Origin of the sequence: Sphingobacterium spiritivorum (assembly GCF_016725325.1) — a bacterium.
In the GTDB taxonomy this organism is placed as follows: Bacteria; Bacteroidota; Bacteroidia; order Sphingobacteriales; family Sphingobacteriaceae; genus Sphingobacterium.
Genome location: NZ_CP068083.1, coordinates 2,970,174 through 2,983,308, shown reverse-complemented (window position 1 = coordinate 2,983,308; position 13,135 = coordinate 2,970,174). Strand labels below are relative to the sequence as shown.

The window sequence follows — 13,135 nt, the reverse complement described above, 5'->3', positions numbered from 1 at the left end:
ACAAAAAAACCGGCCTTATAGCCGGTTTCAACTCTTGCTCCTGAAGCTGGGCTCGAACCAGCGACCCTCTGATTAACAGTCAGATGCTCTAACCTGCTGAGCTATTCAGGAATTTCATCTTATCAAACAAATTATCTTTGTTTTTCAAAGCGATACAAAAATACGGCTTTTCTACAAATTTACAAATATTTCACATGGAATTAGTGAAACAAAGCGGTATTTCCCTGATTTTCAAAGTTATTATTTAAAAATAAAAATAAGTAAATAGGTTTACAATGGCTTTAATGCATAAAAGACTCGGTTTTTAAAGACAACAGACCGGCTTACAAATCCGCTTTTCCTTCATTTGGTCCTACCTCTATTACCACTTTATTCGAACTGTATAAGACCTTCCTCCTATTTCCAGGCTCCATCATACAGAAAACATTTGCGACGAAAAAGGGACACTGCAAAGGTTCGATAGCCCCTTCCTTTTTATGCGATTTTATACGTACCACCCTTACAGTATCATTTCAGATATGAAATTTTCAAAGGTTTGACTTGACTTTTTATACACCCTTTTTTATTATTTGATAAACCAATTCCCTCTCATTTTTAAGGAGAGGGTTAGGGTGAGGTTTTGCAGTTTTATAATGAACCTCTCTGCCCTTCGGGCATCTCTCCTTTAGAAGGAGAGAAAAGTTATAACAAGGTCACTACAATAGAAATGGGGCTATCCAAAAAGATTGGATAACCCCATTTTATGCGATTTTATATATACCTTTCCTACTGCATCATTTCACATATGAAATTCTCAAAGGTTTTCACGTGATTTTTTAGACACCTTCTTTTCTATATTACTCCCTTCAGTAATTACTTCACACCTTCTTTCAGGGTGGCCCGAAGTTTCATTTCATAAATGTATTTACCGGGCTTATAAATTTTGGTATTAAATCGGATGTTGATTTTGACCGGTTGATCGGTATATGTGAGATAATCAACTGAATTTGGCGGATTCCAGGAAGCCGCATCCACTTTATCAACGGATGCCAGCCATTTTTCGTAAATCCTATAGTAACAGTTTATACCATTGGATTGCGTATCCCAATACACATCAGGGAATCTGGCCTGCGCATAATCATAAAGCACCGCTGTATCCGTTACAGTAGTCTTATAGGCAAAAGTCGATAATGTGTTTAAGAAACTGTTACCACTCGGTCTGCGTTCCAATGCTTTACCCGGGAATACTTTTCCATTTTTATCCAATACTTTCAATACAATCTGATTCGGACCATCAGCCACACGAGTAATCTTCAGCGTCATAGAAGCCGATTGACCTTTATCCGCATTGAACCACTGGTCATCGTATGGAAAACGAATCGCTGTCTCACTGTTTGCCGGTAATGCCAGAAAGTAAGGAACATTTTCGTAGGTATACTCTTGAACGGGCTTAATACGTATAGTCGTAACACCTTCGTAAGTTTTCACGCCTCTCGGATTTTCAACCTTAATATCGACCAGATAATCCCCTGCAGGGACGCTATCTGTAGCCTGAGTAAAGAGAAATTGTCCGCTTTTTTCAAGAACAGAAAAAGCAGCTTTTTTCTCGACTCCTTGCTTGGCCGTAATTAAGGCTAATGTTGTATCCGTTTTCGGATTATAAGGCTGCTTCCATACAGTGACATTATAATCTTTGTAAAAAGCTTCTTCACGTTTCCCTGTCTCTTTATTCCGGATATCCAGCAGTGTAATTTTAAATGGCGGTGTGGAAGCATCCGGAATTATCCCCTGTGTAATAACAAACACACCCTGCTCTACTGTAACCGGGTTGGAAGCATACCGAATGTTGTCACTCAGATATCCAGTTTCCACCTTTTTACAGCTTCCGAAGCCTAAAGCAGCAATAGTAGCTACTATAGACCATAATTTTATTGTTGATTTCATGATTGTCATTAGTTAATTGTCTTAAAAGTCCAGATATGTGTATTCGCAAGCACGTGGACAATTCCTGTTGTTGTTTCTATACCGGATGTCTGGCAGACTGAACGCAAATCCAGTTTTTTAGGATCTTTAGTCGGATCTTCATATCGGCCGTTGACAAGAAGGTCTTTTTCACCTACAACTTTATTCAGATAGACTACCTTAGGTTTTTCAGAGAATATACCGCTTCCGTTGTATCCATCCAGACTTTCCAGGTTAGCCCATAAGGTCAGATTAGATACAGAAGTCTGATATTCACTCCAGGTCTGCGCCAGATCCGTCCAGTTAACCTGTCTTTCGGGAATGAAATACATACCTATAGAATCTTTTAACATTTGTGGTGTAAAGTATTTAAATAAGGTATCTAACGTATAATTCAGACGTTCATCTTTCTTGCGTACTTCAGCCTGTTTGAGAGCCAGAAAGCCCGCAATAGAATAATCGTTAGGCACAAAGAAAGTACCGCGGCTATTCACAAGGTCTTTAAGTCCTGCCTTATCTATAATCAGAATAGTGGTATCAAACATATTCCGGGAATGCGATTTCAAAAAGTCATAGGTCGTCATATTGACCTTAGCCTGATGTATGCCTCCGTCAATTACCGGATCTTTCTTACAAGACACCGCAAATAGACCAAGGATACATAATATGAGAATAATATTCGTTTTCATGAGTTCTTTATTTAACGTTTAGTAGCGACCCATCCAATATGGATTCTGTGTAATCAGTCTGTTTGTATTAATATTGCTGTTGTGAATCGGGAAAAGGTAGCCTTTCTGTTCAAACCTTGTTCTGTCCATTGACCATGGAGTGAGCAGACTCACCAATGCAAAATTTCCTGATATGCGAATATTCCGGACAATATCAAAGTAACTTTGCCCTTCACCCACCAGCTCCCGCTGTCTTTCCTGCAGGATGGTACGTTTCAGGTTTATCGCAGAGGAAACAGGATTTGCACCGGCACGTGCCCGGACTTTATTCATCTCAATCAAAGCCTCTCCCGGTCTGCTAGTGGCTTCCAGTGCCTCCGCTTTTAACAGGATCATGTCTGCCAGACGAAAGATAACCATATTACTTTCTGTTCTCGGATCTGAACTTGATGCCGGATTTTTATAAACAACATCTGAATACTTCATCAGGGAGTTAACATCCGGTGTATTGGTAGATCTGAAAAACTGAGTTCTTCGGATATCGTTAGGATTAGTGGATACTTCGTAAAGTAAATCCAGTTTTGGTGTTTCTCCAAAATAGGTAGGCACTACATATGGCATATTCCGGATGATATCAGCACTGACTGTCAGGAAACCTACAGAACAATTGTTATTATTATCCGTTCCTAATGCCTGACTAAAAGCGCTGGATTCATTTTCAGCATCTTTATTGGTAATAACAAAAATATTTTCACGTGCTGTAGCATCTTTAAATACGTCACGAATAGCATCGCGGCCTTGCAACGTAAAATAATCCGCACGGTTGATAATTGAATCGGTATAAAGAATTGTCTTTGCATAATCGTTTTCCCATGCAGTAGTATGCGCCAGCAATGCCAAAGCAGCGGCCTTACTGGCTCTTCTTCTGCCTTCGGTATTTATGCCTTCCCAGGTTAACAATGAAGAGGCTTTTTGGGCATCAGTCATTATAAACTTCAAAATTTCCTCTGTAGAAGTACGTCCTTTTAACACTCCTTGTCCGGCTGTTGTCGTAGCCTCGGTTTGTAAAGGCAGGTCTCCCCATACCCTCGTCATATAGAAATAAGCCAGTGCACGTAGAAAATAAGCTTCCCCTAACAGATAGCTTTTACGGCCGGGCTCAAACTGATCATCCGGAATGTTTGGAATATTTTCAATAGCTGCACTGGCAGCATCTACGATCCGGTACCAGTTCTTCCAGTTGTGCACACCTTCTTCGCGGTACGGTGTAACAAAATTACCTCCGGTATAAATAGCCGTATAGTTGGTACTTTCTTTTGAAGTCATAATACCTATCGGACCATCTCCCCAGATAAAAAATGCCTGATTGGTCACATGTGCTTTACGAAACAAGGAATAAGTTCCGGCTAAAGCGCTGTTGGCCTCACGTTCATTCTTCCAATAGGTATCTGCATAGGTATCATTACGAAGTTTATTCTCCAAATCCTTTTCACAAGAGCTAAGTGACACCACTGCTGCAAGCATAGTAAGGATTGTGTATTTAGTGCTATATAATTTAAAGAGTCTTTTCATGGCGATATTTATTAAAAGTCAAACTGAAGGCCTAAAGTGAATTTTTTAGGAATCGGATAACCGTCTCCATAATCATTTCCCTGCCCGTCTACACGCTCTGCATCGATTCCAGAAAACTTCTGGAATAAAGCGACATTATCCATATTCCCGTATAATCTGAAGGAGTTCAACTTAAGCTTTTGCATCCACTCGTGATTTGCAGGTCTGAAATTATACGCTAAGCTGATATTGCGGATACGGATATACCATCCGGGTTCCATAAACATAGATTGTCCGGTTCTCCATACATATAAGCCCATGTAAGGATTAGCAGCAGGATATTTTGCCTGATCTCCTTCTCTTTGCCAGAAGTCGTACGCATTCAGGTCGACGATAGAAGCTTTGGCGAAGTCCTCCGGATTGCCATAGAAAAAGCCGTTGGACATTCTTTGGGCAAAAGTTCTGTTCATAATATCACGACCAAATGTAAAAGTCGTCAACACCTGAAGTGTAAAGTCTTTATAGCTGAAAAAGTTGGTTAAACCTCCTGTTACTTTTGGATTGGCGTTACCATAGAAAGTCATATCATTTTCACCAATATTGTCAGAAATCTTATAATCACCATTGACATCTACCCAATTCGGATAACCTGGTTTCAAAGTCCCCCATTTGGTAGAACCAACAGCGCCAGTGTATGGATTGGTAATGATATCTTGCTGAGAAGAAATTGCACCGTTTACCAAATAACCATAATACATGTTTAATGGCATACCTACGACATATACAGCAGACCCATAGTACAAATCTCTGTTTCCATTAGGAAGCTGGGTAACCATATTTCTGTTTATAGAAATATTGATGGAAGGATTCCATTGAAAAGCGCTGGACTGGCTAAAGACCTTTCCTAATAAATTAATCTCTAATCCTGTATTTCTGACACCAGCTGCATTCGTAAATGTATTATCATAACCGGTATATTCCGGGAACAAAATACGCAGCATTTGTCCTGTGGTTTCACGTTTGTACACATCTACATTCAGATTAATTCGATTATTCAACAGATAAGCATCCAATCCGAGATTCCACTCATTTGATTCCTGCCACGTGATATCATCGTTAGTAATACCATTATAGTTTGGAATAACCGATGCTACTCCACCATAAGAAGGTGCTTCTGATCCGGGATAGCGTCCATTACCCGCTAAGTATGCATTGTAACGGTCATAATCAGTAATAGAACTTTCGTCTCCGGTACGTCCCCAGCTGGCTCTCAGCTTCAGTTCATTCACCCAACCCAGATCCTGAACAAACTCTTCCTCGGAAAGCAACCAACCAGCGGCTAATGAAGGAAAATATCCCCATTTATTATTTTTACCAAAACGGGAAGATGCATCTGCACGCCATACGGCATCAAAAAGATACTTGCTCTTATAATCGTAATGTAAGGCCCCTAAGAAAGAAAGTTTGGAATAAGTAGACAAATTAGTATTTCCCTGCAGATTAGTCCCCTGTACACCTTTGATCACCTGAATATTGTCACTTGGTATTCCGCGCCCCAGAAGGAACATAGACTCATTTCTCCGGGTTTCAAATTCCTGAATCAAGTTTACACTAAATGCGTGCTTCTCTTCAAATGTTCTGTTCCACATCAGGTTATTTGTTAATACGTATTTTTTGTATTGAGAATAACTTGATTTCGCAACAGCTAAACCGTCGCTGTTTATTTCTGACGGTGAAGCAAAATCATTTTTAGCAGTCGAGTAGCTGATAATATTTCGTGTGCTGATCCGGAAATCTTTGAGGAAAGTATAACGCAATTCCCCAACACCATTGAGACTCACGTCTACATTATCATCACGCTGATATTCATAAGGATTAATAATACTGTTAAGATCTTTCTGCGTTAGTTGAAGTAAAGAAGAAGGCATATTTACAGGACTAACGGTAAAGATATCGCGGTAATTATTTACTTTACTAAAGTCTGTGCTTCCCTTTCCATCAAACCGGCGGGATGTAGAAGCTCTTAAATTGGTTAGCAATTCCAGATCCTTAGTGATTTTGAATAAAATATTAGAAGTAAAGGAATAGCGTTTCAGTCCAGTATTAAGTATCACCCCTTTTTCATCGTAATATCCTCCACTGACCCGGTAATTCAAATTCTCATTTCCCCCGGAAATTGCAATATCTGCATTATGAACCTTTCCGGACTGGTAAAATAAATTCTGATAGTCATTACTGTTGTTAAAGGATGGGTTCAAGCTGTCTGTCAACATCTGCGGTAAACCATTTTGCAGTTGCGTATCACTTGCATATTGATAAATCAGGTCTAACTTTTTACGTCTTTCTGCTGCACCAATTAATGTCCCTACTTTATTTGGCTTTGAAATATATCCGTGGTAGGTATTGACACTCAGTCGTGGTTTTCCGGATGAACCTCTCTTAGTCTTGATTAGTATTACACCATTTGCTGCTCTTGAACCGTATAATGCTGCAGCTGATGCATCTTTCAGAACGTCCACAGATTCAATATCATTGGGATTTAAACTCGCCAGATAATTGGTTCCGGTTGTATTAAATGCCCGTACTTCATCATCAGATACCGGTATTCCGTCAATAACATAGAGGGGGTTACTATACAGATCATCGGCATTAAAACCTTCCGTAGAGTTTGAAATCTTGGTATTTCCACGGATAACAAGAGAAGTCTTAACACCTGGCTGCCCGGTAAAATTCTGTACATTGACACCCGGAAGCTTTCCTTGCAATAAGATATCAATACTTGCCGCGGGCAGATTCTCAATATCTTTTGATGTAATAGAAGCTATAGACCCAGTTGCCTTCTTACGGTTAATAGTTGTATAGCCCGTTACCACAACCTCGCTGAGTTCATCAGAATTTTCTTCCATGACCACATCAATGCGACTTCTTCCGTTTACGGAAACTTCAACAGGTCTATGTCCGATTAACTTAAAAACAAGCACATCGGATGGTCCGGCATTGATGTTATACTGACCATTCACATCCGATCCTGAAGCTGTTTTTGGATTTGACTTTACATTTACAGTCACTCCTGCTAAGGGCTTATTTCCGGAAGTTACCTTACCAGAAACGCCTGTTTGCGCAACACTGTAATTAAAATAAGCAGAAAATAGCAAAGTCAACACTAAAGGTCCTGACCTTCTAAGAAGTTCGAAAATCTTAATAATCATAATATGGATTTAGTTAGTCACATGTAAACCACATGTTTCGGCCAAGGTAGTCATTATGATACATTTTAGAAGCCTACGAGATTATGCGTTTTTCAACACTTGTCTATGCAAACGTTTGATCTTACGAACTCAAACGTTTGCGTAATTTTCACATTTTTTAACATTTAAATGTTATGTAAATTAATCAGCACACTAAATAGCACATTTCATTAAATTTCAGACTTAAATAATCATTTATACTTTGTAATGGAAAACAGCTATGGTTTTGGTGACTTGGTAGCTTCACAATGAAAACAAATGCATCATCTCTTAAAATGGAGATAAGTAAAAGAGATAAGCCATCAGAATACTTTCCTCCTTCGGGAGAAGCTATAGCTGGAAAAATCCTTCTTTCAATTCAGGAATATATCTGTGGGTATATCTGCAAACAGAAAGCAGACAATAATAGATTTCGGAATGCATGTATCTGCCCGGCATGAGCAAAGAAACTCTCAAGGAATACAACTTTTGAATCCGACACGATCTGCAATTTCCAAATCGTGGGAGGGACAACAGAAAATAACAAAGCCTTCCAGTTTTACACTGAAAGGCTTTGTTCCATTTGCTCCTGAAGCTGGGCTCGAACCAGCGACCCTCTGATTAACAGTCAGATGCTCTAACCAGCTGAGCTATTCAGGAATGACCGTTACTTTATTGGCTTCCCTTTAAAGTGATGCAAGTATCGGAAGTTTATCTGAAACGTGCAAATATTTTTTCATTTTATACATCAACTACCTCGCTTTCAAGCGAAATAATTTTCATCTTTTACAGATGTACTTCGCTCAACAATAAGGTGACGAAAGTAAAGTAGATCAAAAGACCGGTTACATCGACCAGTGTCGATACAAAAGGTGCGGAAGAGCTTGCAGGGTCTGCTCCAAGTTTTTTCAGCAAAAACGGAAGCATGGATCCGGTAAGCGAGCCCCAAAGCACTACACAGACTAACGAAAGACTTACCACTACTCCAATGATAGCCCAGTGATCGCCATAGGCATGCGAAAAACTCTGCCAGGTAGCGATGCGGATAAAGCCAAGCGTTCCGAGAATAAGCCCCAGAAATAATCCCGACAAAAACTCTCTTTTCATAACCCGCCACCAGTCGCCCAATGTCACCTCTCCGAGAGCCATAGCCTGAATAATCAATGTGGATGCCTGTGAGCCACTATTCCCCCCACTGGACATAATCAACGGCACCAGCGCAAATAATGCAATGACGGTCGCCAATTGCGCCTCAAAATGCTCGATTACCGTCGCCGTCAGTAATTGTCCCAGAAAAAGAATAACCAGCCAGCCCGCACGTTTCTTAACCAGATGAGAGATGGCCACGTCAAGATAAGGCTCATCGAGTGCCTCTGTTCCCCCGAAGCGCTGCATGTCTTCGGTGTATTCTTCATTTGCAACCCAAAGAATATCATCTATCGTCACAATACCCAACATAATATCCTGATCATCGACTACAGGAAGCGCCACCCGATTGTTCATACGAAACACAGTGACCGCCTCTTCCTGCGGATCATTTGCTTTTAATGAGATGAGTCTGTTATCTATCAGATCACCAACTACAGCATCCTCTTTTGCAATGAGCACATCTCTGATCCGAAGGTCATCAATCAGCTTACCATTACCATCGATCACATACAGTACATCAATAGTTTCCGACGCATTACCATACCTGCGAATGTGATCCAATACTCGGGCCATATTCCAGTACTCCTTTACGGTGATGTAATCGGGTGTCATCAGACGTCCCACACTATCTTCCGGATACCCCAGTAAAGAGAGCGCCTCTTTTCGCTCCTGCGGAGTAAGCATGATGATCAGCTGTTTTACGACATCACCTTTCAGTTCACTGAAGAAGGAAGTCCGGTCATCCGGAGGCATCTCATTTATAATTTCACGAACCTTAGAAGGGGGAAGTTTTTTGAAGACTCTCTCCTGAGTCGGGAAGTCTAAAATCCGGAATACATTTACTGCGCGATTCAAACTAAGTACCTCCAGAAAAAGGGCAGCGTGTTCGGGCAATTCATCTATTAACTCTTCAACATCTGAGATGTTCAGTTCGTTCAAATATTCGGCAAGCTCCTCCAAGTTTTGCGACTCGAAAAGTTGCTCTACGCGTTCCACCTGCATTTCCAAATTCTCCATATCGGGCCTTACTTTATTTTTGAATTTTACATTCGGGTAATTCTTTTTGTTTTGCAAAAATCGTTTTTTTTGACGGAATATTATAACCTAAAATAATATATGCAAAAATCACTGTTACGACATTTATTTTTCTCAAAAAAATGAGCGGCTCTAACAGCAGATTACCATCAGAATTTTGAAGATTCTATCCTCTATATAACTAACCACACAAGCCCAACAGTGTTTTTGAAAATATAAAAAAATGCCAAAATGTCACCAAAATAAAAACATGTTTTTCCATAATGAAAACTTACTTATCTGCTGGAGGGCGCAGTAAAATGCAGACATTTTTATACATCCCACCATCAAAGACTTTCATACGTATTTCTTGTCAGCAATCTTACTTCAAAGAAAAGTACATGCTCATAATCATCATAGCCGATAGAAGAAAAAGAATGATTCTGGTATTTTTCACTTCACCCATAACTGCGAATATCAAATCCTTAATTCCTGTTAGAAATTAGCAAAAGAAAATGTACATTAGCAATATGAAATATTCACTGCTCATCTCCAAAATTTATCAAACAAGAGCAGCTTTTTAAAGAGAATATAGACACAAAAAAAACAATAAATAGTGTATATCATTAATAATTTTAAATAATTAAAAATCAATTCATTAAAGCAAATTATATAAATTAAAAAAATATATAAAAAGCATTATTTAAACTAAAAATATTAGCAAATCAATAATTAACCGTTATTGTTAACCATAACACAATGAAAAACAGAATATTAATATTAATTATATCAATTATATATCCACTTATATCTTCTGCGCAGATTTTTGACGACACTCAGGCCCCTCCAGGTATAAAATGGGAGCAAATCAACACTAAAGATTTTCAATTGATTTTCCCTCATGAATTCCACAAGCAGGCCTCTACCCTCTCCCATCAACTGACCAGAATCATCCATCGTGTAGGACAGGATTTCAAACGCAAGCCTCGAAAAATTTCATTTATTATTCAGACAAACACGCTGGATCAAAATGGCTATGTGCAACTCGCACCGAGAAAATCGGAGCTATACGGTACACCCTCAGGCATTGCATCAAATCAATCCTGGCTCGACAATCTAGCCTTACACGAGTCCCGGCACGTTCTTCAGTTTGACAATTTGACAGGTACATTTCGTGCACCACTTTTTGAACAGCTCGGTTTAGCTCTATACGGTCTTCACCTGCCTAGCTGGTACTTTGAAGGAGACGCCGTATATACGGAAACTGTACTCTCAGAAGGAGGCCGCGGAAGGCTGCCCTCATGGGAAATGCCTATCCGGACAAACATACTGGAAGGCAAAAAATACACCTATGAGAAGTATACTTTAGGATCATTTAAGGACATCGTACCCTCCTATTATACGATTGGATATTTCATGGCAACCAAGATGAAAAATGATTTCGGGGAAGACATTCAGCAAAAGATGCTGACGAATATCAGACATCATTTACTACGACCTTACAGCTTTAATAAGGCACTAAAAAAACACACAGACATGACGGGATCCCGCCTGTTTAAAAGCACAATAAAAGAGCTTGAAGACTACTGGAAAAATCAGGAAAATGAAATTCAACCTACCCGTTACAGTCATTTAAAAACTCAAAAATCAAGGTATCCTCAGCATTGGATGTTACCTCAAAATGATCAAAACGGAAAGCTGTACAGTCTCTATCAGTCTCCTAAAAATGTTTCTCAAATCGTGCAGATTGATACATTATACGGTTCACAAAAGACCATTTTAAACCTCGGAATTCAATTAATGCCATACTTCGATCTGAAGGGAAATTTGCTTGTGTGGGATGAATACAGAAGAGATGCACGGTATGTTAAACGCAGCTATAATGTCATCAACATTCATAATCTGAACACAAAAGAAACAAAAACACTCACTACAAAAACGCGTTATTATACCCCTGCGTTAAGCTATTCAGGAGATCAGATTGTCTGTATCGAAGTCAATATGACTAATGAAGCAACTGTCGTCATACTGAATAGTGAGACTGGCAAAGTGGTAAAAACTATAGCTTCTCCTGATCATATTCACCTGCAACAACCACAGTTCAACGCTTCCGGAGATAAAATTATCATGATCGGAGTAAGTGAAAAAGGAACTTGCCTTGTAGAATATAGCCTTAAAGACAATAACTGGAATAAACTGACCACGTGGGACAATCAACAGCTTGAACGTCCTGTATACGTCCAAAATGACGTTATATTTAAAGCCCACTATAATGGGACAGATAATATCTACCGATATGCGAGATCAGACGAACAAATTTTTGCTCTTACAAATGCACGATTTGGTGCGTTCTCTCCCTATGTAGACCACCAAACTAATCAATTATTCTTCAATGATTATGCCGTAGATGGATATAAACTGGCCAGTATTCCACTGAATAGCGTACAGGAAAAAGATATCAACGAAACACCTGATCTGTTTATTCATTATTACAAACCGTCACTTGCCAGAATTCCTGCAGTTGACACAGTATTTGACACCACTGCATTCGAAATCAAACCCTATAACGGAATAAAAAGGGCGGTTAACTTCCATAGTTTAACCATCAGCAGCACTGATTTTTCAAGTTTTGACAATTACAAACCGGGAATTTTCTGGATTTCCAATAACTTGCTTAATACAACAAAGATTAGTCTGGGATACGAATATGATACCGATCTGGATAAAGGAATTTATTCTGCCCAGATACAGTACCAGAAGTATTTCCCAAAATTCACGGTCCGATACGAGAATAAAGGACAGATTGGCTGGGCATCCTTTATAAATAAGCCAGACAGTTCGGTATCTTTTGACTGGCAAGAGCACCTAATCACTGCACAGATGAGCCTGCCATGGTCCATATACCGTCACAATCAGGTCTACAGCTTTGGATTCAACATAGCGACATATTATCAGAACAGGTATAATCCCAGCCTGCAGAATATCCCTAATTTCAGAAGAGAATTAAAGTTCCCGCTGAGCTACCAGGCTTATTTCAATAGAAATGCCATGCAGAGCAGAATGGATCTTGCACCAAAATGGGGGCAAAACTTCAGTGTAACCTACCGCCATTCTCCTTTTGAAAATGCTGTGAGTGGCACTCTGCTTTCTTTCAGAAGCAATTTCTACTTCCCGGGATTAGTCTCCAATCATGGATTTCAAATCAGATTCGGAGTTCAGAAGGCTTCAAATGTATATCAATACAGTATGGATATCCCTGTCGTAAGTGGTTACGGATTCTTCAATTCACCACGGGTCACAAACACCTTGCTATTTAACTATAGGCTCCCGATAGCTTATCCGGACTGGACTATTGGCGGATTAGCTTATATCAAACGATTTAAAGGCGGATTTTTTGCAGATTATCAGAATGTTCACAACAGCAGCGTTGCTCCCAAAACATTCGGATTAAACTTATCCGCAGATGTCAACTTCCTGCGGTATGTCTTGCCTGATTTTGATTGCGGAGTCAAGTTTACTTATATCAATGATCCTTCAGCGAGACAAAAGGTAGTAACAGCTTTTAGTCTTGGATATACCTATTAG

The 13,135-nt window shown here is 39.6% G+C and carries 6 protein-coding genes and 2 tRNA genes; 1 reads left to right on the top strand and 7 read right to left on the bottom strand.

Annotation, left to right across the window (positions count from 1 at the left end; all coding sequences use genetic code 11):
• Positions 1 to 37 precede the first annotated feature (37 nt).
• From I6J02_RS12420 to mgtE, 7 genes are all read right to left on the bottom strand, one after another.
• A tRNA-Asn gene (locus tag I6J02_RS12420) sits at positions 38 to 111 on the bottom strand.
• A 741-nt stretch (positions 112 to 852) separates the two neighbouring features.
• Positions 853 to 1,923 (bottom strand): DUF5007 domain-containing protein, encoded by a 1,071-nt coding sequence (locus tag I6J02_RS12415; RefSeq protein WP_236581850.1) that lies wholly within the window; start codon positions 1,921 to 1,923, stop codon positions 853 to 855.
• A gap of 8 nt (positions 1,924 to 1,931) precedes the next feature.
• Positions 1,932 to 2,630 carry a hypothetical protein gene (locus I6J02_RS12410; RefSeq protein WP_201678206.1) on the bottom strand — a complete coding sequence of 233 codons (699 nt, stop codon included), beginning with the start codon at positions 2,628 to 2,630 and terminating at the stop codon, positions 1,932 to 1,934.
• A gap of 18 nt (positions 2,631 to 2,648) precedes the next feature.
• Positions 2,649 to 4,181: a RagB/SusD family nutrient uptake outer membrane protein gene (locus I6J02_RS12405; protein ID WP_201678205.1), complete on the bottom strand. Its 1,533-nt coding sequence runs from the start codon at positions 4,179 to 4,181 to the stop codon at positions 2,649 to 2,651.
• Positions 4,182 to 4,192: 11 nt separating this feature from the next.
• The gene (locus I6J02_RS12400; RefSeq protein WP_201678204.1) at positions 4,193 to 7,369 is read right to left on the bottom strand and encodes a SusC/RagA family TonB-linked outer membrane protein; all 3,177 of its coding nucleotides are present in this window, start codon (positions 7,367 to 7,369) and stop codon (positions 4,193 to 4,195) included.
• A gap of 604 nt (positions 7,370 to 7,973) precedes the next feature.
• Positions 7,974 to 8,047: transfer RNA gene (locus I6J02_RS12395), tRNA-Asn, on the bottom strand.
• A 126-nt stretch (positions 8,048 to 8,173) separates the two neighbouring features.
• Positions 8,174 to 9,553, bottom strand: a complete 1,380-nt coding sequence (mgtE, locus tag I6J02_RS12390; protein WP_201678203.1) for a magnesium transporter — start codon at positions 9,551 to 9,553, stop codon at positions 8,174 to 8,176.
• A gap of 756 nt (positions 9,554 to 10,309) precedes the next feature.
• Here mgtE and I6J02_RS12385 point away from each other — a divergent pair.
• Positions 10,310 to 13,135 carry a hypothetical protein gene (locus tag I6J02_RS12385; RefSeq protein WP_201678202.1) on the top strand — a complete coding sequence of 942 codons (2,826 nt, stop codon included), beginning with the start codon at positions 10,310 to 10,312 and terminating at the stop codon, positions 13,133 to 13,135.